16 protein-coding genes are annotated in these 23,264 nt (G+C 64.7%); 3 read left to right on the top strand and 13 right to left on the bottom strand.

The features are described from left to right. Positions 1-13: 13 nt before the first annotated feature. Positions 14-1,321 carry a GGDEF domain-containing protein gene (locus tag CWO91_RS07540; protein WP_130212901.1) on the top strand — a complete coding sequence of 436 codons (1,308 nt, stop codon included), beginning with the start codon at positions 14-16 and terminating at the stop codon, positions 1,319-1,321. 14 nt (positions 1,322-1,335) lie between these two features. On the opposite strand, the gene CWO91_RS42760 is transcribed toward CWO91_RS07540, so the two are convergent. Further along, positions 1,336-1,956 (bottom strand): TetR/AcrR family transcriptional regulator, encoded by a 621-nt coding sequence (locus CWO91_RS42760; RefSeq protein ID WP_208752995.1) that lies wholly within the window; start codon positions 1,954-1,956, stop codon positions 1,336-1,338. A gap of 673 nt (positions 1,957-2,629) precedes the next feature. On the opposite strand from CWO91_RS42760, the gene CWO91_RS07530 reads away from it, so the two are divergent. After that, positions 2,630-6,034 carry an acyl-[ACP]--phospholipid O-acyltransferase gene (locus CWO91_RS07530; protein WP_130212900.1) on the top strand — a complete coding sequence of 1,135 codons (3,405 nt, stop codon included), beginning with the start codon at positions 2,630-2,632 and terminating at the stop codon, positions 6,032-6,034. Between the two features lie 168 nt (positions 6,035-6,202). On the opposite strand, the gene tcuB is transcribed toward CWO91_RS07530, so the two are convergent. Continuing rightward, a complete protein-coding gene (tcuB, locus tag CWO91_RS07525) occupies positions 6,203-7,303 on the bottom strand; it encodes a tricarballylate utilization 4Fe-4S protein TcuB (RefSeq protein WP_130212899.1) in 1,101 nt (366 codons plus the stop codon). Next, the gene (tcuA, locus tag CWO91_RS07520) at positions 7,290-8,681 is read right to left on the bottom strand and encodes an FAD-dependent tricarballylate dehydrogenase TcuA (RefSeq protein WP_130212898.1); all 1,392 of its coding nucleotides are present in this window, start codon (positions 8,679-8,681) and stop codon (positions 7,290-7,292) included. Before tcuA ends, tcuB begins: the two co-directional genes overlap by 14 nt. Positions 8,682-8,832: 151 nt before the next feature. On the opposite strand from tcuA, the gene CWO91_RS07515 reads away from it, so the two are divergent. Beyond that, the gene (locus tag CWO91_RS07515) at positions 8,833-9,516 is read left to right on the top strand and encodes a GntR family transcriptional regulator (RefSeq protein ID WP_130212897.1); all 684 of its coding nucleotides are present in this window, start codon (positions 8,833-8,835) and stop codon (positions 9,514-9,516) included. A gap of 6 nt (positions 9,517-9,522) precedes the next feature. On the opposite strand, the gene CWO91_RS07510 is transcribed toward CWO91_RS07515, so the two are convergent. The 10 genes from CWO91_RS07510 to CWO91_RS07460 all read right to left on the bottom strand — a co-directional run bounded on the left by CWO91_RS07510 (position 9,523) and on the right by CWO91_RS07460 (position 23,104). Continuing rightward, positions 9,523-10,614 (bottom strand): HupE/UreJ family protein, encoded by a 1,092-nt coding sequence (locus tag CWO91_RS07510; protein WP_130212896.1) that lies wholly within the window; start codon positions 10,612-10,614, stop codon positions 9,523-9,525. Further along, on the bottom strand, positions 10,611-11,630 hold the full coding sequence (locus tag CWO91_RS07505) for a DUF4340 domain-containing protein (RefSeq protein WP_130212895.1): 1,020 nt from the start codon (positions 11,628-11,630) through the stop codon (positions 10,611-10,613). Before CWO91_RS07505 ends, CWO91_RS07510 begins: the two co-directional genes overlap by 4 nt. Before the next feature lie 38 nt (positions 11,631-11,668). Beyond that, positions 11,669-13,258: a Gldg family protein gene (locus CWO91_RS07500; RefSeq protein WP_130212894.1), complete on the bottom strand. Its 1,590-nt coding sequence runs from the start codon at positions 13,256-13,258 to the stop codon at positions 11,669-11,671. A gap of 11 nt (positions 13,259-13,269) precedes the next feature. Then, positions 13,270-13,971 carry an ABC transporter permease gene (locus CWO91_RS07495; protein ID WP_128935809.1) on the bottom strand — a complete coding sequence of 234 codons (702 nt, stop codon included), beginning with the start codon at positions 13,969-13,971 and terminating at the stop codon, positions 13,270-13,272. Then, entirely contained in the window at positions 13,968-14,915 is a 948-nt protein-coding gene (locus tag CWO91_RS07490; protein ID WP_130212893.1) for an ABC transporter ATP-binding protein, read from the bottom strand. The genes CWO91_RS07495 and CWO91_RS07490 overlap by 4 nt, the downstream gene beginning before the upstream one ends. Before the next feature lie 111 nt (positions 14,916-15,026). After that, positions 15,027-15,863, bottom strand: coding sequence for an N-acyl homoserine lactonase family protein (locus tag CWO91_RS07485; protein ID WP_164940322.1), 837 nt, complete (start codon positions 15,861-15,863; stop codon positions 15,027-15,029). A gap of 219 nt (positions 15,864-16,082) precedes the next feature. Continuing rightward, entirely contained in the window at positions 16,083-16,556 is a 474-nt protein-coding gene (gene ybaK, locus CWO91_RS07480) for a Cys-tRNA(Pro) deacylase (RefSeq protein ID WP_130212891.1), read from the bottom strand. Positions 16,557-16,787: 231 nt separating this feature from the next. Then, positions 16,788-19,553, bottom strand: a complete 2,766-nt coding sequence (fdhF, locus tag CWO91_RS07470) for a formate dehydrogenase subunit alpha (RefSeq protein WP_130212890.1) — start codon at positions 19,551-19,553, stop codon at positions 16,788-16,790. Next, positions 19,550-21,253, bottom strand: a complete 1,704-nt coding sequence (locus CWO91_RS07465) for an NADH-ubiquinone oxidoreductase-F iron-sulfur binding region domain-containing protein (RefSeq protein WP_130212889.1) — start codon at positions 21,251-21,253, stop codon at positions 19,550-19,552. Before CWO91_RS07465 ends, fdhF begins: the two co-directional genes overlap by 4 nt. 198 nt (positions 21,254-21,451) lie before the next feature. After that, positions 21,452-23,104, bottom strand: a complete 1,653-nt coding sequence (locus CWO91_RS07460; RefSeq protein WP_130212888.1) for an OFA family MFS transporter — start codon at positions 23,102-23,104, stop codon at positions 21,452-21,454. Positions 23,105-23,264 lie beyond the last annotated feature (160 nt).

The following is a 23,264-nucleotide window of genomic DNA, read 5'->3' as shown; positions in this document are numbered from 1 at the left end:
TGGGGAACGCAGGGTGTTTCGCAAAACAGCGACGTCGACGAAGGGACATAGTTTCCTTCACGTCATCAAGCTCGTCTCGCCTTTCGTGATGGTCGTCGTGCTCCAGGCGGCGATCGCGGGATTCAGCCTCGAGGTGATGTCATCGGTCCGCGCCTATGTCGCTGGGGAAGCGTTGTGGTCGCGCTCGCAGAAGAACGCCGTCTATTTCCTCCATCGCTACCTGCATTCGGGCGACGTCAGCCAGTTCGCACAATACCGGGCCGCCCTCGCCGTTCCCATTGGCGACGAGTTCGCGCGCTGGGCGCTCGAGCGCGATCCGGTCGACGTCGAGGTCGCCCGCATCGGCTTCCTGCAAGGCGGCAACCATCCCGATGACGTTCCGGGACTGATCTGGCTGTTTCGCTACTTCAATCGCGTCAGTTTCCTCCAGGAAGCGATCCGCGAATGGGCTGCCACCGATCCGATGCTGCTGGAGCTCAGCGTGTTCGGCGAGGTGATCCGGTCCGAGCTGGAGAACGGCCCGATTCAAGACGACGACCGCCTGCAATTGCTGTCGTCGCGCCTCTCGGAGCTCAACACCCAATTTACGGTGCATGCCAAGCGGTTCTCCACTGTCCTCGGTGAAGGCTCCCGTGCCATCAAGCTGACGCTGACTTGCATCAACATCGTCACCGCCGCGACGCTGATCCTGCTCCTGATCTGGCATACGCGGCGGTTGGTGCTGCAACGACAGGCATTCGAGGATGCCTTGCACGCCGAGAAGGAGCGCCTGGCCTGGCAGGCGTCGCACGACTGGCTGACCGGCCTGTCCAACCGCCGCGCCTTCGAGGCGCGTCTGCAAAGCGAGCTAGACAATAGTGCGGCGGGTTCGCTGGGCCTGATCCTGCTCGACCTCGACCAGTTCAAGAGTGTCAACGATAGCTGCGGCCACCTCGCCGGCGACCGCCTGCTCTGCCAGATCTCGCGCCTTCTGCAACAGGATCGGCATGCGCATGATCAGGTGGCCCGGCTCGGCGGCGACGAATTCGGCCTGATCCTGCCGCGGTGCCCGCCCTCGAAAGCCGTCGATATCGCCGAACGGCTGCGCCGATCGTTCGAGCTGTTCAATTTCGCCTGGGACGACCGTTGCTTTGCGGTGACCGCCAGCATCGGCGTCGCCTGCATCGCCGACCGTAACACCACGCTCGAGGACGCGATGCGGCGTGCGGATGCAGCCTGCTATCGCGCCAAGGAAAAGGGACGTAACCGGGTTCAGGTCGACGGCGGGAGACCGGATGTCGTCGTCGTGACAGCCCGGCCACGCGAAGCTGCACGCGCTTGACGCTGCCCGGTCCGTCACCGCCGAGGCAAAATGCCAAGGCCGGCGAGATGGACGTCAACAAACTGTTCAATTTGCTGGCGCAACATCTGCGGCGGCACGGCCACCATGCGCTCCTCGAGCCCGAGCGAGATGATTCCATGCACCGCGGAAAACAGCGTGCGCGACAACAGCGCGATCTTCACGTCATCCGCATCCGGCAATAGCCGCACCAGGGGTGGATGCATCAGCGCGAAGGCATCCATGACCATCTGAAGGATGTCGTCGGGATAAGGACGATCGTCTTCCATCCGATGCTCGAACAGCGAGCGCAGCAGGTTGGCGTGTTCGGCAAAGAAGTCGAGATAGGTCGCGGCAAGACCATAGAGCTGGCGAACCGGATCCTCGGCAGGAACCCCGCGCAGCCGCGCCGTGAGCGCCTGAACCGTCTCCCGGTTTACGGTCAGGATCACCCCATCGAAGTCGCCGAACTCGTTATAGACGCTGCCGACCGAGCAGCCGGCGGCCTCCGCGACATCCCGAACCTTCAATGATCTCAGCCCCTTAGCTGAAATGATGGCGCGAGCGATCTCCACGATCTGAAGCCGTCGCCGATTTTTTTTCTGCCCGCGCACCGATTCTTCTTGAACATTGTTCATTTTCAAGCTACTCATGTGAACATTGTTCAAATTAACCCGGAGACCTGCAAAATGCAAACCCTCGCTGTTGATATCGCCGCCACCTTCGTCGATGACGCCGCAGCTCTCGTGACCGGCTTTGGCCGGGCCCTGTTGCGGTTCGCCATGGCCCCGATCGATCGCATCGCAAATGCCTGCGACATCGCCGGCGTGCTCACCGAGCGGCGCGCGACCTTTCGGATGTGGCGGAAGAGCCGTGCCCGTGCTCGCGACGAGGGCCGCCGGTTCAGCCTGCTCGGCCGCCTCTCGCCCTTTCGCCACCTCGCCCATCTCACCTGAGACGGGCGCAGCCGGCACGTTCCGATCGGCTCGAATGCAAGAGGCGGTTGCAACAAAGGACTCACCATGTCCCGACATTCGCAACCGACACCGCGGCGCTAGACAATGCGGTTCAGCTTTTCCTCACCGCTGGGCCGATATCCCGACAAGGCTTCTCCGGCCGAACCTGGCCGCGACCAGATATTTGCGAACCTAACGAGACCAGCTGGAGACCAACAGGATCGGAGGGATCGAGGGGACAAAGCAGGCCAGCGATCATCGTCACCTGCAATCGTTCGTCCACACCCTTCCGGTCGTGACGCTTCACAGACAACGTAACGAACCTCAGGCTGCCTTTTTCAAAACAGGACTAGTCATGATCAGGGAATTGATGTCGTCACGCCGCTTCGCGCCGCTGTTCTGGGCGCAGTTCTTCTCGGCGCTCAATGACAACGTGCTCAAGAACGCACTCGTCATCATCCTGCTTTACAGTGCCGCGACCGGCCATGGCGATGCGCTGGTGACGGTGGCAGGCGCCGTCTTCATCTTCCCCTATTTCATCCTGTCCGGGCTCGGCGGCCAGCTCGCCGACAAATACGTCAAGTCCGTCGTCGCAAGGCGGCTCAAATTCGCCGAGATCTTCGCCGCCTGCTTTGCCGCCGCCGGCTTCTTCCTGCACTCGGTGCCGCTGCTGTTCGCGGCGCTCGCGCTGTTCGGCATCATCGCCGCCCTGTTCGGCCCGGTGAAATATTCCATGCTGCCGGACCAGCTCGAGCTCGGCGAGCTCGCGACCGGCAACGCGCTGGTCGAAGGCGCGACCTTCATGGCCATCCTGCTCGGCACCGTCGCCGGCGGCCAGTTCGTGGCCGGCTCCGCGCATATGGGCTGGGTCGCCTCCGCCGTGGTCGTGCTGGCCCTGTTGTCCTGGGCCTTCGCCTCCCGCATTCCCGCGACCACGCCGTCTGCGCCCGAACTGCCCGTCACCGCCAATCCCTGGACCTCGACTCTCAGCCTGCTGAAGACACTGCACGCCGACCACCGTCTGTGGGACGGCACCGTGATCGTCTCCTGGTTCTGGCTGGTCGGCGCCATCGTGCTGTCTCTGCTGCCGGCGCTGGTCAAGGACGTCGTCGGTGGCACCGAGGGCGTGGTGACGCTGTGTCTTGCGATCTTCGCGATCGGCATCGCCATCGGCTCGCTGTTCGCCGCCAGCCTGAGCCACGTTCGCCCGAACCTCGCGCTGGTGCCGATCGGCGCCATCATCATGGGATGTTCTGGCCTCGATCTCGCCTGGGCCATCGCCGTGACCACCAAGGGTCAGGACATCACCGCGGCCGGTTTCGCGACCTCGTTCGCGGGCCTGCGCATGATGATCGACTTCGTCGCCTTTGCATTCGGCGGTGGCTTGTTTGTCGTTCCGTCCTTTGCCGCCGTCCAGGCCTGGTCGGCGCCGTCCGAGCGCGCCCGCATCATCGCCGCCGGCAATGTGCTGCAGGCCGCCTTCATGGTGGTCGGCTCGCTATTCGTCGCGCTGTTGCAGGCGGGCGGATTGCATGTCGGCTGGATCTTCTTCGGCCTCGGCGTCGCGAGCTTCGGCACGGTGTGGTTCGTGCTGACCAAGTGGGGCAAGGAAGGCGTGCGCGACTTCGGCGGACTGCTGTTCCGTGCATTGTTCCGCACCGAGGTGCGCGGGCTGGAGAACCTGCCGCCCGCAGGCACGCGCATGCTGATCGCGCCCAACCATGTCAGCCTGATCGACGGCCCACTGCTGCACGCCGTGCTGCCGGTAGACGCCAGCTTCGCGGTGGATACCGGCATCTCCAAGGCCTGGTGGGCCAAGCCGTTCCTGCGCGTGGTGAAGCACTACACCATGGATCCGACCAAGCCGCTGGCCGCGCGCGACCTGATCAAGCTGGTCGCCGCCGGCGAGCCGGTGGTCATTTTTCCGGAAGGCCGCATCACCGTCTCCGGCTCGCTGATGAAGGTCTATGACGGCACCGCGATGATCGCGGACAAGGCCGACGCCGTGGTCGTGCCGGTCCGCATCGAAGGCGCGCAGCGCTCGCATCTCAGCTATCTCAACAGCAGCCAGATCAAGCGCTCCTGGTTCCCGCGCGTGACGGTCACGATCCTGCCGCCGGTCAAGCTGCCGGTCGACCCGGCGCTGAAGGGCAAGGCGCGCCGCAATGCCGCCGGCGCCGCACTTCAGGACGTCATGATCGACGCCCTCGTCAAGAACGCAATGCTCGATCACACCCTGTTCGAAGCGCTGGGGCACGCCTACCGCGACCGCGACACCGGCAAGGTCATCATTGAAGACGCGCTCGGCACCAAGCTGACCTACCGCAAGCTGATCCTCGGCGCGCAGGTCCTGAGCCGCAAGCTCGAAGCCGGCACCTCGGCCGGCGCGAATGTCGGCGTGCTGCTGCCGAACTCCGCGGGCGTCGCCGTCGTCTTCATGGCGCTGCAAAACATCGGCCGGGTGCCGGCGATGCTCAATTTCTCCGCCGGCCCGGTCAACGTCCTCGCGGCCATGAAGGCCGCGCAGGTCAAGACCGTGCTGACCTCAAAAGCCTTCATCGAGAAGGGCAAGCTCGACAAGCTGATGGCGGCAATCTCCGCGGAGGCTCGCATCGTCTATCTCGAGGACGTCCGCGCCTCGATCGGTGTGGCCGACAAGATCAAGGGCCTGCTCGCCGGCACCGCGCCGCGCGTCACCCGCCGGGCCAATGATCCGGCCGTCGTGCTGTTCACGTCCGGCTCGGAAGGCACGCCCAAGGGCGTGGTGCTGTCCCACCGCAACATCCTCGCCAACGCGGCGCAGGCGCTGGCGCGGGTCGACGCCAACGCCAATGACAAGGTGTTCAATGTGCTGCCGGTGTTCCACTCCTTCGGGCTGACCGGCGGAATGATGATGCCGCTGCTGGCGGGCATTCCGATCTACATGTACCCCTCGCCGCTGCATTACCGGATCGTCCCCGAGCTGATCTATCAGACCGGCGCCACGATCCTGTTCGGCACCGACACGTTCCTCACCGGCTATGCACGCTCGGCACACGCCTACGACTTCCGCACGCTGCGCCTCGTGATCGCCGGCGCCGAAGCGGTCAAGGATCGGACGCGTCAGGTGTTCATGGAGCGCTACGGCATCCGCATCCTCGAAGGCTACGGCGTCACCGAGACGGCGCCGGTGCTGGCGATGAACACGCCGATGGCCAACCGCCCCGGCACCGTCGGCCGCCTGTCGCCGCTGATGGAAAGCAGGCTCGATCCGGTCCCCGGCATCGAGGACGGCGGACGCCTCTCGGTGCGCGGACCGAACGTGATGCTCGGATATTTGCGGGCCGAAAATCCCGGCGTGCTCGAGCCGCTCGCCGAGGGCTGGCACGACACCGGCGACATCGTGTCGATCGACGCGGCCGGCTTCATCACTATCAAGGGCCGCGCCAAGCGCTTTGCCAAGATCGCGGGCGAAATGGTCTCGCTGTCGGCGGTCGAGAGCATCGCGACGACGCTGTGGCCGCAGGCCGCCTCGGTCGCCGTGTCGATCCCCGACCAGCGCAAGGGCGAGCGCATCGTACTGCTGACGACGGAGAAGAACGCCGAGCGCAGCGCGATGCAGGGCCAGGCCAAGGCGATCGGCGCGTCCGAACTGACCGTTCCGGCAACGATCATGGTGGTCGACAAGGTGCCGCTGCTCGGCACCGGCAAGACCGACTATGTCACGGCAACGACGATGGCCCGCGAGCAAGCGTCAACACCGGAGCGCGAGGTGGCGTAACGAGAGATGCACGGGGCGCCCCAAACAGGCGAGGCGCGATGCCCGGGAGTGGTTTTGCTTCATGGCATCGCGCGGACCTCTGCTTCCCACGGACTTCCGCGCCACACTATTGCAATTGAACAGACGATCGCCTTCCTGCGCGACGGCCGCTTTCGGCCGGGGTAACGGTCACGCCGCCGTCCGCCGCTCCTGCGCATAACGCACCAGCGCCGCGAAGCGATAGATGCCGTGCACGAACTTGCCGTAGGGCATGGTGATGAACAGCGCGAACACTGCGCCGAGATGCAGCGCCAGCAACGGCCCCATCGCAGAGGTCTCGCGCAGGAGCAGAAGTGCCATTCCTGTGATGCCGGTCAGGAACAGCATGGCGATGAAGCCGACATCCATGCCGTAGCGGCTCTCGTCGAGCAACGCCGGATCGCGCCGCATTCTGGCCCAGAACAGGCCGATCGGCCCGATGATCAGGCCGATGCCGCCGAACGTGCCCAGCACGACTGGCAGGTCCCACCACGGATACGGCGCCTCGCGGCCGAGCAGATAATGATACAGCGTGGCGATCGAGGTCGCGGCAAAGCACAGCAGGAAGCCATAGAAGGTCAGGTGGTGATAGAGCTTGCGCCGATCGGTCGGCTTGTCGTCTTCGTTATAGCAGCCGACGCCGCCGCCATGGAGATAGCGCAGCTCGCCGACATCGCGGATCGCCTGAAAGATCGAGCCACCATCGGCGCGGCCGCCGATCGGCGGACCGATGTCGCGCCAGAAGGCGCGCACGCTCAGGACGAGAGCGAGGATCGCATAAAGGAAGGCGGCACTGAACAGCGCGGCCATCGAATTGTGCGGCATCAGCCTGTAGAACGCGCCGGGACCGGTGTGCACGCCGAACAGCACGCTGCGGTCGTTCCAAGCGGCGAAGCCGAGAATGAAGGCGGCCATGCTGAGCGCGGCGATGATGCTGATGACGAGGCCGTTCCGCGCAAATGTGCCGGATAGCGCCCGCGGCCAGGCATAGGCCGCGTAGGACTCGGCGCGCGCAATGGCCAGCGTCTTCGGAACGTTGACGTTGAATTCGTGCGGCGGCGAGAACTGGCAGTCGACATAACAGGCGCCGCAGGCATGGCAGAGATTGGCGAGATAGTTGAGATCGCCGTCGGAGAAGGCGCGGCGCATCTCCATGGCCGGAAACACCGCGCACAATCCCTCGCAATAGCGGCAGGAATTGCAGACCGTCATCAGACGGTCGGCTTCGTCGAGAATCCTAGTTCCGTGCATGTTTCGCCGCTTCCCGTCCTGCGATCCGTCCGAACACGCTGCCGATGGTCATGCCCATGCCGGCGGCATAGCCCTTGCCGAGCACGTTACCGGCCATGATCTCGCCGGCCGCGAACATATTGGCCGACGGCTTGCCGCCAGCCATCAGCATGCGCGTCTCCTTGTTCACGCGCGTGCCGAGATAGGTGAAGGTAATGCCGGGCCGCACCGGATAGGCGAGATAAGGCGGCGTCTCGATCCGCCGCGCCCAATGGGTCTTCTGCGGCGTGATGCCCTCGGTGCGACAGTCGTCCAGGATGGTGTGATCGAAGGTGCCGGGCCGCACCGCGGCATTGAACTCGGTGATGGTCTTCTCCAGCGCGGCCGGATCGAGATCGAGCTTGCCGGCGAGCTCCGCCACGGTCTGCCCGGCGATCGGCGGGAACAGCGTCGGCATGAAGCTCGTGACCACGGTCGAGTCGAAGATGATGTAGGCGATCTGATCCGGCTGCGCCGCGACCAGCCGGCCCCAAATGGCGTAGCGCTTCGGCCAGATGTCCTCGCCCTCGTCATAGAAGCGCTGCGCATTTTTGTTGACGACGATGCCGAACACGACGGAGTCATGGCGCGTGATGATGCCGCCGTCGAATTTCGGTGCGCGGGCGTCGATCGCAACCGCATGGCACTGGGTGGGATCGCCGACCTCCTGCACGCCCTTATCGAGCAGCATCTTCAGGATCGAGCCGCGGTTGTAGGGCGTGCCCCGGATCAGGAAATTGTCGGCGGCCTCGCCCCAATATTGCTTGAGCCATTCGATGTTGGCCTCGAAGCCGCCGGCCGCCGCGACCAGCGAGGTCGCGCGGATCTCGGTCTCGCCCTTGATCGGCCGTTTGAGGCGCGCGGCAAGGAACATGCCGTTCTCGATCACGAGGTCGGTGACTTCGGCATCGTACTCGACCTCTACGCCCAACTGCTCGGCCGTGAGGTAGAGCGCATTCAGCATCGCGCGGCCGCCGCCGAGGAAGAACGAGTTGGTGCGGCCGAGGCTCAGCGTGCCGCCGAGCGAGGGCTGCCAGCGCACGCCCTGCTCCACGATCCAGTTCAAAATATCCTTGGACTCCCGGATCATGTGACGGGCGAGCACCTCGTCGGTCTGCCCGCCGGTAACGCGCAGCAGATCCTCCCAGAACTCCTCCTCCGTGTAGGGGCCGGTCAGGATTTCGGTGGCGGCGTCATGGGCGCAGCGCATGTTGCGGGTGTGGCGGGTGTTGCCACCGCGATAGAACTTTGGCGCACCCTCGAGCACCAGCACCGACGCTCCGCCGCGCCGCGCGGCGATCGCTGCGCACAGCGCGGCATTGCCACCGCCGATCACCAGCACATCGTACTTGCTGCCCATACCGTCTGCCCGCTGGCACGCGAGATTGGAGACATTCTGTCCGTCAGCGGCCATACCCAACCAGGGCGCCGTTGCGTACCTTTGTATACAAAGATATACATAGGCGACGCAAGCGGCGTCTTTGCACGGGCCGGATGCGCATCGAGGAACAATGGCCAGACGTCCGGCAAAGACAGGCGGAACGATCGCGCGCGGCGGCGGTGTCGCGCTCGGCGAAGCCGTGTTCCGTTCGCTCTGCGAGGCGCTTCAGGCCGGCAGCTACCGCGCCGGCGACCGCCTGCGCGAGGAAGAGGTCGCGCAGCGGCTGAAGGTCAGCCGCACCCCGGTTCGCGAAGCCTTAGGCCGGCTCGCGGCACGCGGCTTCGTCGCGCCGGCCGGCGGCCGCGGGCTGATCGTGCGCAACCTCGACATATCCGAGGTGCTCGAGCTCTACGCCATGCGCGAGATCATGGAAGGCGCCGCCGCGCGCCTCGCCGCCGCACACGCCTCCGCCACGGAGATCGACGCGCTCCGCGATATCGAGCAAGCCTTTGTCGAGGTGTCGGAGAGCGACGCGGCCGAGATGGCGAGGCTCAATCGCGCCTTCCACGAAGCCATCTGCCGCGCCGCGCGCAACCGCTATCTCGACAACGCCTCGCGGGAATTGCAGGACTGGATCGCCCTGCTCGGCCCGACCACCTTTACGGTGACCGGCCGTCCCTCAACCAGCCACGGCGAACATCGAGCTATCATCGACGCCATCGCCGCGCGCGACGGCGACAGGGCCGAGCAGCTTGCGCGTGCACACATCCGTGAGGCCCTGCGCTGCCGGCTGAAACTGCTGCAGAAGCAGTAACGGGGATCACGCCTCGAAGACGCGCGTCAGCAGCCAGTAGCCGCCGAGCAGGCTGATTGCCGCGGAGACCGCATAGACCAGCCTCGCAGCCCGCACTGGCTTCGTCCGGTCGGCTGCAAACAGCCGATCGACCAGGCCAAGCAACGGCAGCACGATCGAAACGATCGCGACCTGCCCGATCTCGACGCCAATGTTGAAGGCGGCGAGCGCCGGCACCACCGCGTTCGCCGGCAGGCCAATCTCCTGAAGCGCACCGGCGAAACCAAAGCCGTGGATCAGCCCGAACAGAAAGGTCACGCGCCAGCGCTTGTCGATGTCGCGCGAAAAGAAATTCTCCACGGCAACGAACACGATCGAGGCGGCGATCGCCGGCTCCTCGATCCGGCTCGGAATAACGAGGACGTTCAGCGCGGCCAGGGACAGCGTGAGCGAATGGGCAATGGTGAAGGCGGTGACGATTTTGATGATGGGAATGAGCCGGCGCGCCCACAGCACGACGGCGATCAGGAAGGCGATGTGATCGTAGCCGAGAAAAATGTGCTCGACGCCGGTGAGGAGATAGCGCTGCATCGTCGACCACAGCTGCGGCGCGGGGGCGGACAGCGTGACCGTCGTATTGCCAGAATCGAGCAGCGCCTGCGCCTCCGTCCCATTCTGCGCGACCAGCACCACCTGACGCGCAGTGGGATCCCTCTCGGTCAGCACGGTGGAGCGATAGACGATGTCACCGACTACGGCGGCACAGTCGAAACTGTTGCGATAAATGATGCCGTCGCCGTCTGCCAGGATCGTGGCAGTCCCGGCCGAGCACGCCGTGCCGCCGACGCCGGTTACCGCGAGATGTGATCGCACATAGGTCAGGATCGATGCCGCGGCCACGTCGACCGCGGCCAGATCGACCGCATCTTGCTTCGCGTCATAGACCTTCGTGCCGACAAGCCGGTCGACGTCGCTACCCTTGAGTGCCACCTCGATGGTCACGGCGCGAGCGGCGGTCAGTGCGACACGTGCGGTCGACAGATTGACCTGATGTGCCCATGCCGGCATGCCGATGCCGAGCAGAATCATGCCGAGCAGCGCCAGGCGCGGTCGCATCATGATCCGGCTCCGACCGCGCGCAGCAGCTCCGTCAAGCGCCGCATCTCGAACTCGACCACCGTGACCACGGCACCGTCGGGCGCGAGCCGCGCGTAACGATCGAGACTGTCGGCGGAGGCGCCGAATTCGAGCCTTGCGAGCGGCGCCGGCGCGTCGCGCGCGAAGACCAGAACGATCAGGCTCGGCAGATTGAGGCCGTAGCGCGCCAATTGCGACGGATCGGCAGCGCCAATCCGCGTCTCGACCGCAGCGGCATCGAACGCACGCAGCGCTGCATCGATGATGCGGGCCTGCTCGGAATCGGCGACATGGACGACATTACCGGCGGCATGATTGTGCTGACCGAGATGGCGGAACCAATTGCCGCCGGCATCGCGCTCGAAACGGGTGAGCTTGCCGGCGAAGACGATCTCGAGCGCCCAGACCCGCGTCATCGATACCGGCAGCAACAGGCTCTTGCCGCGGCTCGCCGCATCGGCGCCGGCCGGACCGCGCAGGCGGCGTGTCATGTCGAAGGTGACGCGCCACTCCTCGCCGACATGGCGCGGCATCAGGTATACGGCGGGGCGACCGCTGACCCGGACATAGTGCGACGTGTTCGCCGGATTGAGCGCGCCCACATTCACCGACGTCGCCGTACCGTCGACGGCCTCGATGACCGCGACGGTTGCGGGTGGGTCCAGACCAAAGCCCGCGAAGCTTGCCGGGCTGAGCTCACCGGCGGGGATTTCGCGCGCCGGCTCGCTCACCGTGGCGAGCCGCAGCGCCGTCTCGAGATGCGTCCTGAGCTCAGCCGGCATGGTGCCATCCAGCCCCTCGATCGCCCATGCGCCTTCCCTGCGAAGCAAGACGACGCTGTCACCATCCGAACGGATCTCCACTCTCCGAATGTCGGCCGGCGTGAGAGCCAGGAGGCCCTTGGGTGCGAATGCGACCTTGCTGCGCAGCGCCGGCCACTCTCCACTGAGGACCAGCAGCCCGAGGAGCGCCACCAGCACCAGAGCCAAGAGCGGCATCAGCCATCGGGGCGTCCCGCCTCCGGCCGCCCCGGCCCTCACCGCCGCCTCCACCACATCGCAACACCGAACAAGGCCGTGCTCAGCGGCAACAGGACTTCCAGCACAATGAAGGTGTCGCGCATCTGGCCGCTGGTCAACACGATCTCCGGCAGCTTGAAGGTCTGCGGCGCGACACTTGGCGAATTATCATCCTCGGCGAGCCAGCGTAGCGTGGCGAGCGACAGCTCGCCGTTGGAGACATAGGGGAAATATTCGTTGCTCGCGAACTTGCTGGTCCCGGCTATGACCATGCGGAAGCGCTTGTCTGGCGCGCCGCCCGGCCAGGTCCCCTCGAGAGCAACCGCGAGCGGCTGGGCATTGCGGGGCCCTGTTGCCGCCCCATCGCTCGCAGCGGCAACAGTCCTGGGCGAACGCAGGTAGCTGTCCTGGCTGCTGGCCGCGAGCACGATCGTGCTTACGCCGCTTGGCGGCTGCGCCACGGCGAGCGGCCGGACTTGCGGAAACACGGTCAACGCCAGGCGCCGGGTGATCGGATGCGGCGGATAATAGGGGACCGCGACCTTGTCGGCGTCGGTGCGGAAATGATTGAGGGGATCGATCACGATCGCCGCCTCGGTCGACAAGCCGACAGGCCTCAACAGCAGGCGCTCGAAATCGCCGTTGACCTCCGACAGCGGATCAATCAGCAGCAGAAGCCGGCCCCCTCCTCGTACATAGTCGCCAAGCAGTGCCGCCTCGTCAGCGGAAAAGGCAGTGCGTGGGCCGACATCGGCGACGACCGAGCAGTCCGACGGGATGCTGGAGCCAGTCGCCGTGACGAGCTCGCGCATCTCGAAACCGATCTGGTTCAACGCGAGTTGAAGCCTATCGAGCGCTTCGGGCGCCGCCTCCAGCACGTCGCCGGCGCCGGGCGTCTCGTGCCCCTTCAGCGTCTCGACATGGCTGAAATGGAAATGCGAGGGCAACGGCCGAAACGGCTCGCCGTGACCGGTGACGAAGCACACAATCTCCACCCGCTTGCGCAGCACCCGCAGCGCCGCATAGCCGATGCGGGCGGGATCAATGACGTTCTCGACCAGGACCTTGCGATCCTCGGCCTGGAGCACCGCCGTGTTGTAGGCGCGAACGCCGAGATCGCGGGCAAGGCCCGGCTCCTTGTCGAGATCGATGGCGCGGAACGCGAACAACGGATGGTTGCGCGCGGCGGTCTGAACCAATTCCTTGAGGTTGACTGCATTTGCATCGCCGGCATTGTAGAAATAGGTCAGGGACAGCGGGACGCGCAATTGCGCGATCACGTCGGTGAGCTGCTGCGGCGGCGTGTTGCGCCCTTCGCGGCTGACGTCGAAGTGCAAATCGTGGCGATAGAGCGCAACGTTGGCGCCGATCACGACGGCGATGGCGGCAAGGACGATCGACGTGTTCGCGAGCCAGGCCGAACCGCCGCTGCGCAACGGCAGCCTGATCGCGACGATGAAGAGTGCGAGCAAGGTGAGGACGCAGGCCATGAACAGCAAGATGTTCGTGGCCGTCTCGCCGAGTCTGGCAAAGCCTAGTGCGCCGCAGATGATCGCTCCGGCCGCCAGGGCGAGCAGCGCGACGTTCGATCTGGCGGGGCCGGTCATTCCGTTGCCTCTCACCGCCGCGCCAACGCGCGGACCGTCAACAGCAGCATCAGCAGCGTGACGCTGAGGAAGAAGCCCACGTCGGACAGGTAGATCGAGCCGACGGCAAAGGGACGAAAATGAACCGAGAGCGACAGGTTCACCACCAGCGTGTCGAACGGGCTCGGCAGCAGCCAGCCGAAATTGTCGATGATCCAGAGCAGGAGGAACACGCTGAGCGAGATCAGCGCTGCGATCACCTGGTTGGCTGTCAACGCCGAGGCCAACAGCCCCGCGCCGACCAGGGCCGAGCCGAACAGCAAGAGGCCGAAATAGCCGCTGTAGATCGGGCCGAAATCCGGATCGCCGAACCAGGCAAGCGCGGCCGCATAGGCCCCCGACAGCACAAGCATGACCACGATCAGGCTCATCGCGGCGAGAAATTTCGCAAGCACGATGGCGACCTCGGAGACAGGCGCGGTCAGCAGCACCTCCAGGGTCTTGAGCTTCCGCTCCTCCGCGAACAGGCGCATGGTGATCAGCGGCGCGGTCAGCATGAAGAGCACGAACATCTGGAAAAAGACATGCACCATGCTCGGCTGATGGCTGAGGAACAGCGTCAGCGTGAAGCTATAGCCCATGATCAGCAGGAACACGGTCATCAGCACGTAGGCGATCGGCGAAGAGAACAGCGCCGTCGCTTCCTTGCCCAGCAGCACGGCGAAGCTTCTCATGCGACCGCCTCCGGCTGGCGGGTGAGGTCGAGAAAGACCCGCTCGAGGTCGGGCCGCAGCTCGGTCAGCTCACGCACCGCAATTTGCGCGCTGACCAGCGCGGACAGGAGGTCGGCGGCAAGTGCGGGACGCCGATCCGCCGCAACGAGAAAGCGCCCACCTCCATCGGCAGCGGCGACGATGTCGCGCACGCCGGCGACCGCACCAGCCGCAGCGCGAATGGATTCGAGCGACGCATCCGCCGACAAGCGAAGCCGGAGATCGGGCGCGGCATCCTTCAATGCATCGGATGTCAGCAGCACGCCATCGAGCAGGATCATCACCCGCGAAGCAATCTTCTCGATCTCGGGCAGGACGTGGGAGGCCATGAGCACGGTGTGCCGTCCGGCCAGCGACTGGATCAGGTCGCGTACGGCGATCACCTGATGCGGATCGAGCCCGCTGGTCGGCTCGTCCAGCACCAGAACGTCTGGATCGCCCAAGAGTGCTTGCGCGATCGAGACACGCTGGCGGAAGCCGCGCGATAATTTGCCGGCGGTCAGCTTCATGACGCGCGCAAGGTCGAGCCGCTCGGCCGCCTCGTCGACCGCGGCCCTCGCCTTCGCCCCGTGCAGGCCCTTGAGCCCCGCCATAAAATGCAGGAATTCGCCGACCCGCATGTGGTCGTAGAGCGGCGCATCTTCCGGCACGTAGCTGATGGCGCGGCGCACACCGATGGAATCCTCAACCACGTCGTGGCCGGCGACCGCAATGCGCCCGCTCGTCGGAACCAGATAGCCCGTGAGCATGCGGAAGATCGTGCTCTTGCCGGATCCGTTCGGCCCGAGCAGTCCGACGATCTCGCCCCGCGCGATGGAAAACGAGACGTCGGCGACAGCGCGCCGCGGCCCGTACCATTTTGTCACGCGCTCGGCGACAACGACCGGAGAGACAGCCGGAAGCATGGAGACTTTAGACACCCCTCTGGCGGGCACTCCCTCGGAGCACCGAACGGAATCCCGGGCCCAGGGACCTGGGATAACGACTTGCGCGAGATGACCCGATGTCGCGACCGATCACTCGTAGAATTCGGGCGAATGCTTGTGCGCCTTGAACACGTCGGGATCGTGGGCGTAGATGATGTCGGCGCCCTCGGTATCGCGGACCCGCTTCACCCAGGCATAGGCATCGAGCATGCCGACCGGATCATAGACGCTGCCGATGCTCGGCAGGATGTTCTTATCCAGATTCTCCTGGAGATAGATGGCGTCGCTGGTCAGCACCACTGTTCCGGTCTTCGGCAACCGCACCACCAGGATCTGGCTTCCGGGCGTGTGCGACACGGTGCGATGAATGAAGACGCTGTTGTCCCCGAACAGATCGAGATCGCCGTCGAGCTCGATGGTCTTGTACTTGGCCGGCATGCCGCCGCCGACGCTGTTGCGCAGCATGGCGAAGTCGTCCGAGATGAAGAAGGTCGCGTAGCCAGGCGCCGGCCAGAACGCGTTCCTGATCTCGTCACGCTGGAACACGAAGGTCGAGTCCAGGAATTTTCCAATGTTGCCGGCGTGATCGACGTGGAAATGGCCGAGCACGACATATTTGATATCGGACGGCTTGACGTTGATCTTGGCAAGCTGGGCGTCGATGGCGATGTCGGGCGAACGGCCGGGGTCAAGCGCCTTCACGAACGGGCCCCAATAGTCGGGATCCTTGATGATGCGGTCGTTGTTGCCGCAGTCGAACAGCACGTCGCCCTTCGGATGCCGGATCAGAAAGAAGCCGACCGGGATCTGGACCTTGCCACTACTGCCATTCTGAATGATAGACTTGTCGAGATTGAGCGCCCCCGACGAGAAGACGTAGAGCTTCATCTCCTTCGGCGGCTCCGCGGCCATCACGGCACCGGACATAAAAAAAAGTCCTGCGGCCAACGAGCCAAGGACCTTCGACGCAATCACCCGCATGTCGTCCTCCCTGTTTTCGACGCACTTTTTTTCCGCGGATATCGTACCCTACCATAGTCTAATGATGCTGTGCAGGCTCCATGCACGCGAGCGTGCAACAAATTCAACTTGCAAGACGCTGCGTTTGTGCACCGCAACTGATGGCGCGTGCGACCGCCGTCGTGGTCAGGCGATCACGTCGGCCACGACTGCCTTGAGGACCTCGCGCGCATCGTCCGGCTTGAGCCGCACCTGTAAGCCGCGCTGGCCCCCGTTGAGATACACCTGTTCCTGCGTCATGGCCCGCCGATCGATCACAGCGCGCACCGGCTTGCGCTGCCCGAACGGGCTGATGCCGCCGACCTTGTAGCCGGTGACGCGCTCGGCCTCGAGCGGCTTCATCATCTGCGCCGACTTGCCACCCGCAGCGATGGCGAGCTTCTTCATTGAGACTTCCTGGTCGGACGGCACGACCACGCAGACCGGCTTGCCGTCCACCAAGGCCATCAGCGTCTTCAGCACGCGCGCCGGATCCTCACCAAGCGCGGCAGCGGCTTGGAGCCCGATGCTTTCTGCGTCGGGATCGTAGTCATAAGTGTGGACGGTGAAAGCCACACCGGCGGCTTCAAGCGCCCGTGTGGCGGGGGTGACTTTGGACATGGGCGATGTGTAGCACCGTCGATGCCAGCGGCGAAGTGCGTAGAGCACCACGCTCTCAGCCGTCGTCCTGGCGAAAGCCAGGACCCATTACCCCAGGGAAGAGTTTGGCGAAGATTCGTTGTTCGGTACTGCGACCGCCTGCTATCGATGGATTCCGCGGTATGGGTCCTGGCTTTCGCCAGGACGACACCGAGAAACTGACGGCGTCCTTTCGCCCAAGAAGCGAGGCCCCTACTCCGCCGCGTCCCGCATCTCTGCCCGTTCCGCCCTGGCCGCGCAGAACTTGAACTCCGGGATCTTGCCGAAGGGATCGAGCGCCGGGTTGGTCAACAGGTTCGCCGCCGCCTCTGCGTAGCAGAAAGGCATGAACACCATGTTCTCGGGCACGTCGCGGTCGGAGCGCACCTTGACCTCGACGGCGCCGCGGCGGGTCTCCAGGCGAATGAAATCGCCCGGCGCGAGCCTCTTCTTGCGCATGTCCTTCGGCGACATGAACGCGACCGCCTCGGGCTCGATCTGGTCGAGCACTTGCGCGCGGCGCGTCATCGAGCCGGTGTGCCAGTGCTCGAGCACGCGGCCGGTCGACAGCACCATCGGATATTCGGCGTCGGGCAGCTCGTCCGGCGGGATGACCTTGGCCGGCACGATCTTGCCGCGGCCGCTCGCGGTCGGGAAGCCCGTGGTGAAGATGATCTCGTTGCCGGGCTTATCGGGAGCGTCGGCCGGATAGGTGACCGCGCCTTCACGCACCAGCCGTTCCCAGCTGATGTTTTTCAGCGACGGCATCAGCTCCGCCATCTCGGTGTAGACGTCGCCGGGGCCGGAATAATTCCACGGCAGCCCCATGCGCTTGCCGATCTCCTGGATGATCCAGAGATCCTGCCGCGCATCGCCGGGCGGCTTGATCACCTGGCGCGCGAGCTGCACGCGGCGATCGGTGTTGGTGAAGGAGCCTTCCTTCTCGGCAAAGGCCGAGGCCGGCAGGATCACGTCGGCGTGGAACGCGGTCTCGGTAACGAAGAGATCCTGCACCACGAGATGATCGAGCATGGCCAGCGCGTGGCGCGCGTGCTGGAGGTCGGGGTCGGACATCGCGGGGTTCTCGCCCTCGATGTACATGCCCTTGATCTCGCCGGCATGGATCGCGTTCATGATCTCGACCACGGTCAATCCGCGGACCGGATCGAGATCCTGCTGCCACAGCTTCTCGAAAGCGCCGCGCATGTCGTCGCGGCCGACCGGCTGATAGTCCGGCAGGAACATCGGAATCAGGCCGGCATCGGAGGCGCCCTGCACGTTGTTCTGGCCGCGCAGCGGATGCAGCCCGGTGCCGGGACGGCCGACCTGGCCGGTGATCAGCGCCAGCGCAATCAGGCAGCGCGCATTGTCGGTGCCGTGGACGTGCTGGCTGATGCCCATGCCCCAGAAGATGATCGAGGATTTTGCGCGCGCATAGGTCCGCGCGACCTCGCGCAGCGTCTGCGCCGGGATGCCGCAGATCGGCTCCATCTTCTCCGGCGTGAACTCCTTGATCTTCTCCTTGAGCTCCTCGAAGCCTTCGGTGTAACCGGCAATGTACTGGTCGTCGGTCAGGCCTTCGGTGATGATCGTGTTGATCATCGCATTCAGCATGGCGACGTCGGAGCCCGGCTTGAACTGCAGATGCTTGGTCGCGTGGCGCGACAGCGTCTGCTTGCGCGGGTCCATCACGAACAGCTTTGCGCCGTTCTTGGCAGCGTTCTTGATGTAGGTCGCAGCGACCGGATGGTTCACCGTCGGGTTGGCGCCGATCACCCAGATCACCTCGGCATCCATCGCGGCGGAGAACGGCGCCGACACCGCGCCCGAGCTCAAGCCTTCGAACAGCGCCGCGACCGACGAGGCGTGACACAGCCGGGTGCAGTGATCGACATTGTTCGAGCCGAAGCCGGTGCGCACCAGCTTCTGGAACAGATAGGCCTCTTCGTTCGAGCCCTTGGCCGAGCCGAAGCCGGCCAGCGCTTTCACGCCCTTCTCGTCGCGAATCTTCACGAGGCCCTTGGCCGCGATGTCGAGCGCCTCTTCCCAGCTCGCTTCACGGAAATGCGTGAACGGATTGGCCGGATCGACCTGGTCGTTGGCATCCTTCTTCGCGTTCGGCAGCCGTACCAGCGGCTTGGTCAGCCGATGCGGATGGTGGATGTAGTCGAAGCCGAAGCGGCCCTTCACACACAGACGATTATGATTGGCGGGGCCGTCGCGGCCCTCCGCATAGATCACCTTCTCGTCCTTGACCTCGTAGGTCACCTGGCAGCCGACGCCGCAGAACGGGCACAGCGAATCGACCTTCCTGTCGGCATAGGTGACGCGGGTCTGCTTGTCGTCGAGCATCACGGCCGGCATCAACGCGCCGGTCGGGCAGGCCTGCACGCATTCGCCGCAGGCGACGCAGGTCGACTCGCCCATGGGATCGTCGAAGTCGAACACGATCTTGGCGCCGGCATTGCGGTAGGCCATGCCGATGACGTCGTTGACCTGGACCTCGCGGCAGGCGCGCACGCACAGGCCACACTGGATGCAGGCATCGAGATTGACGCGCATCGCCGGATGGCTGGCGTCCGTTGCCCAGCGTTCGGCGGCGGGGAAGCGGCTCTCGGTGACGCCGGTCGTCTCGGCCCAGTGCCAGAACTTCGAATCCGGATCGTGCGAGGTCTCGCGCGCGGGCTGGTCGGCGACGAGCAGCTCCATCACCATTTTTTGCGCGGCAACGGCGCGCGCGCTCTCGGTCTTCACCTTCATGCCGACCGACGGCGTACGCTTGCAGGACGCCGCCAGCACGCGCTCGCCCTCGATCTCGACCATGCAGGCGCGGCAATTGCCGTCGGGGCGATAGTCGGGTGCGGGCGAATAGCAGAGATGCGGGATCTCGCGGCCCTGGCGCTGGGCCACCTGCCAGATCGTCTCGCCGGGTTTGGCCTCGACCTGCTTGCCGTCGAGCTCGAACGTAATCTTGGTCATTCGGCCGCTTCCTTGAACTCGTCAGGGAAATATTTGATCACGGTGGTCACGGGATTCGATGCCGCCTGTCCGAGCCCGCAGATCGAGGCATCGCGCATCGCCTGGCTCAATTCTTCCAGCAAGGCCCGGTTCCAGACCGGCTTCTGCATCAGCAGCGCCGCTTTCTGGGTTCCGACGCGGCACGGCGTGCACTGACCGCAGCTCTCGTCCTCGAAGAACTTCATCAGGTTCAACGCCGCGGTGCGCACGCTGTCCTTTTGCGACAGGATCACGATCGCGGCGGAGCCGATGAAGCAGCCGTATTTTTCCAGCGTGCCGAAATCGAGCGGGATGTCGTCCATCGACGCCGGTAGGATGCCGCCCGACGCGCCGCCCGGCAGGTATGCGTAGAACTGATGGCCGTCGGCCATGCCACCGCAATATTCGTCGATCAGCTCGCGCACGGTGATGCCCGCGGGCGCCAGCTTCATGCCGGGATTCTTGACGCGGCCCGAGACCGAGAAGCTGCGCAGGCCATGACGCTCATGGCGGCCATTGCCCTTCCACCAGTCGGCGCCCTTCTCGACGATGTCGCGCACCCACCACAGCGTCTCGATGTTGTTGATCAGCGTCGGCAGGCCGAACAGGCCGACCTGGAACGGATACGGCGGCTTGTGCCTGGGCAGACCGCGTTTGCCCTCGATGCTCTCCAGCAGCGAGGATTCCTCGCCGCAGATATAGGCGCCGGCGCCGCGGCGCATATGCAGCGTCGGACCGCCCGGCGGGAGCTTGGCGATCTCGCGTTCGAGGATCTCGCGTGAGGCCGGATATTCGTCGCGCAAATAGATGTAGACGTCGGAGGCCTGCACCACATGCGCGCCAATCAGCATGCCCTCGATGAAGCGGTGCGGATCGGTTTCGAGGTAATAGCGGTCCTTGAACGTGCCGGGCTCGCCCTCGTCGCCGTTGATCGCCATCAGCCGCGGCCCGGGTTCGCCGAGCACCGCACGCCATTTGCGCCCCGTCGGGAAGCCTGCGCCGCCGAGACCGCGGAGCGAAGCGTCGTCGAGCGCCTTCAAGAGATCGTCCTTCGGCAGCTCGCCGGAGCGAAGGCGGTTGAGCAGCTTATAGCCGCCGCCGGCGACATAGGCCTCGTAGCCGACATAGTTGGGCAGATGCGCGTGGGTGTCGCCGGCCTTCGCCGCCGTCATCACGCTGTTGACGGTCGCGTGGTCGACGAAGTTGTGGCCGACTTCAGCAGCAGGTGCCGTATCGCAGCGGCCGACGCAGGGCGCGCGCACGACGCGAATGCCGGGACCCGACGCGCTCCGCAAATCCTTGAGCAGCTTCTCGCCGCCGAGCATCGCACAGGTCAGCGAATCGCAGACGCGGATCGTCAGCGGCGCGATGTCGGGCTCACCTTCCTTCACCACGTCGAAATGGGCGTAGAAGGTCGCGGTCTCGAACACCTCGGCGAAGGCGAGCTTCATCTCGTCAGCGAGCGCGGCGAGATGCGCGGCCGAAATCTGGTGGTATTTGTCCTGGATCAGGTGCAGATATTCGATCAGCAGATCGCGCCGCCGCGGCTTGTCGCCGAGCAGCTGCTCGATCTCGTGCGCGGCCGTAGGATCGACCTGGCGCCCCTTGGGCGTCGCCTTGGCTCGCTTCCGCCCCTCGCCCGGATGTTCGAACGAGCGGACCTGTTGCACGTCGTGGCTCATCGCTGCGTCTCGTAGCCCTTCTTTAGAACATGTCCAACTCTAGCCATTGGCATACCAGATGCCAAGAGAATTCGTCCGTTGCAATAAGTATTTAAGGGGCATGCGGCCAACAAGCCACATGCCCCGCTCGGATCGATCTGGCGCCGCCCCTCATGCACGTTGGAGTGAAGATTTCCGCTGCGAGAGGGGCCCGCGCGATCAGAAGATCTTCACCGCGCTTTCGAGCGTCTTGTACACACCCCATGCCAAGGGAACACCGACGAAGGCCCAGAACAGCGCGGCCCTGGCATCCAAACCGCCCTTGCCGATGCCGAAGGAGCCATACCGGATGCCGGCTTGGGTCTTGGCACTTGCAGCCTGAAGCTTGGCAACCTCCTCCTCGCTCATGTTCCACTTCGGATCGACCGGCTTGATCAGGTAGTTGCAGATCAGGCCCGCGATCAGCATGGCGCAGAGGATGTACATAGTGGTGTTGTAGAGCTGGTCGCGCGGAACGCCCGCCGCGAGCTGGAACTCGCGAATGTAGTTCACCACGACCGGGCCGATGATGCCGGCGGTCGACCACGCCGTCAGCAGCCGGCCGTGAATGGCGCCGACGAACTGCGTGCCGAACATGTCGGCGAGATAGGCCGGCACGGTCGCGAAGCCGCCGCCATACATCGACAGGATGATGCCGAAGCCGAGCACAAAGAGCAGCTTCGAGCCCATCGCTGCGAAGGTCGGCGCCAGCGCGTAGAGAGCGATGCCGAGGATGAAGAATGTGTAATAGGTGTTCTTGCGGCCCATGAGGTCCGACATCGACGCCCAGAAGAACCGGCCGCCGATGTTGAACAATGACAACAGACCGGCGAAGCCGGCGGCGATCGCAGCGATCGCGGCTTTCTGTTCAACCGAAAGCTGGCCGAACGTCAGCTCCGGATGCCCGATCAGCTTGCCGGCGAAGATCTCCTGGAGCATCGGCGAGGCCATGCCGATCACGCCGATACCCGCCGAGACGTTCAAGCAGAGCACCCACCAGATCAGCCAGAACTGCGGCGTCTTGTGCGCGTTGTCGAGGTGCACATGGTGCTCGGTGATCATCGACTTCTTCTCGCTCGGCGGGGTCCAGCCTTCGGGCTGCCAGCCGGCCGGCGTCACGCGATAGGCGAAGGCGCCGATCATCATGAAGACGAAGTAGACCACCCCCATCGTGACGAAGGTCTCCCAGACGCCGACCGAAGTGGGTGTCTTGAAATAGTTGATCAAGAGATTGGCGAAAGGCGCTCCAATCATGGCACCGCCGCCGAATCCCATGATGGCCATGCCGGTCGCCATGCCGCGACGATCCGGAAACCATTTGATCAAGGTCGACACGGGGGAAATGTAGCCGAGCCCAAGTCCCACGCCACCGATCACGCCGGCGCCGAGCCACATGATCCAGAGCTGGTGCACGTAGACGCCGAAAGCACCGATCAGAAGACCACCGCCCCAACAGCAGGCGGCGACGACGCCCGCCTTGCGCGGACCGGCGCGCTCGAGCCAGCCGCCCCAGATCGCGGCGGAGACGCCGAGCAAGACAAAGAACAGCGTGTACATCCACCCCAGGCTCGCGACCTTCCAGTCGCAGGTGGTGGTGAAGAGCTCTTGCCACAGCGACATATCCGGGCAGGCTTTCGGTGCGGTCAACCCGATCGCGCGCGAGAGCGGCAGCCAGAACACCGAGAAGCCATAGGCCATGCCGATGCACAAATGGATGCACAGCGCGGCCGGCGGCACCAGCCAGCGATTGAAGCCGGCAGTCGCGATCGTGCGTTCACGATCGAGGAAGCCGGAAGCACCAACTGGTGCAAGAACGGTATCGGCAGTCGTCATAAGCATTACCTCCCAAGCGCGGCCTTGCCGGCACATCGGTTTGAGACCGGTCGTGCGAGCTTGGCAGCCGCGCATGACAGGTCGGACTTCATGCCGAAGCGGAATCGTCTGGTGCGTATTCGTCATGTGCGCCGAGCAAGTAGTTGGTTGCGGGTGATGT

Origin of the sequence: Bradyrhizobium genosp. SA-3 (assembly GCF_004212635.1) — a bacterium.
Classification (GTDB): Bacteria; Pseudomonadota; Alphaproteobacteria; order Rhizobiales; family Xanthobacteraceae; genus Bradyrhizobium.
Note: the sequence above shows the minus strand (reverse complement) of the source record. Positions and strands in the feature narration are given on the sequence as shown.

Bases quoted from the DNA above. Each gene is read 5' to 3' on its own strand.
- CWO91_RS07460 (WP_130212888.1), bottom strand. From the start codon at position 23,104: ATGACGACTGCCGATACCGTTCTTGCACCAGTTGGTGCTTCCGGCTTC.
- CWO91_RS42760 (WP_208752995.1), bottom strand. From the start codon at position 1,956: ATGAACAATGTTCAAGAAGAATCGGTGCGCGGGCAGAAAAAAAATCGG.
- tcuB (WP_130212899.1), bottom strand. From the start codon at position 7,303: ATGCACGGAACTAGGATTCTCGACGAAGCCGACCGTCTGATGACGGTC.
- ybaK (WP_130212891.1), bottom strand. From the start codon at position 16,556: ATGTCCAAAGTCACCCCCGCCACACGGGCGCTTGAAGCCGCCGGTGTG.
- CWO91_RS07485 (WP_164940322.1), bottom strand. From the start codon at position 15,863: ATGTCCGGTGCCGTGATGGCCGCGGAGCCGCCGAAGGAGATGAAGCTC.
- CWO91_RS07505 (WP_130212895.1), bottom strand. From the start codon at position 11,630: ATGCCGCTCTTGGCTCTGGTGCTGGTGGCGCTCCTCGGGCTGCTGGTC.
- CWO91_RS07500 (WP_130212894.1), bottom strand. From the start codon at position 13,258: ATGACCGGCCCCGCCAGATCGAACGTCGCGCTGCTCGCCCTGGCGGCC.
- tcuA (WP_130212898.1), bottom strand. From the start codon at position 8,681: ATGGGCAGCAAGTACGATGTGCTGGTGATCGGCGGTGGCAATGCCGCG.
- fdhF (WP_130212890.1), bottom strand. From the start codon at position 19,553: ATGACCAAGATTACGTTCGAGCTCGACGGCAAGCAGGTCGAGGCCAAA.
- CWO91_RS07495 (WP_128935809.1), bottom strand. From the start codon at position 13,971: ATGAGAAGCTTCGCCGTGCTGCTGGGCAAGGAAGCGACGGCGCTGTTC.
- CWO91_RS07465 (WP_130212889.1), bottom strand. From the start codon at position 21,253: ATGAGCCACGACGTGCAACAGGTCCGCTCGTTCGAACATCCGGGCGAG.
- CWO91_RS07515 (WP_130212897.1), top strand. From the start codon at position 8,833: ATGGCCAGACGTCCGGCAAAGACAGGCGGAACGATCGCGCGCGGCGGC.
- CWO91_RS07530 (WP_130212900.1), top strand. From the start codon at position 2,630: ATGATCAGGGAATTGATGTCGTCACGCCGCTTCGCGCCGCTGTTCTGG.
- CWO91_RS07510 (WP_130212896.1), bottom strand. From the start codon at position 10,614: ATGATGCGACCGCGCCTGGCGCTGCTCGGCATGATTCTGCTCGGCATC.
- CWO91_RS07490 (WP_130212893.1), bottom strand. From the start codon at position 14,915: ATGCTTCCGGCTGTCTCTCCGGTCGTTGTCGCCGAGCGCGTGACAAAA.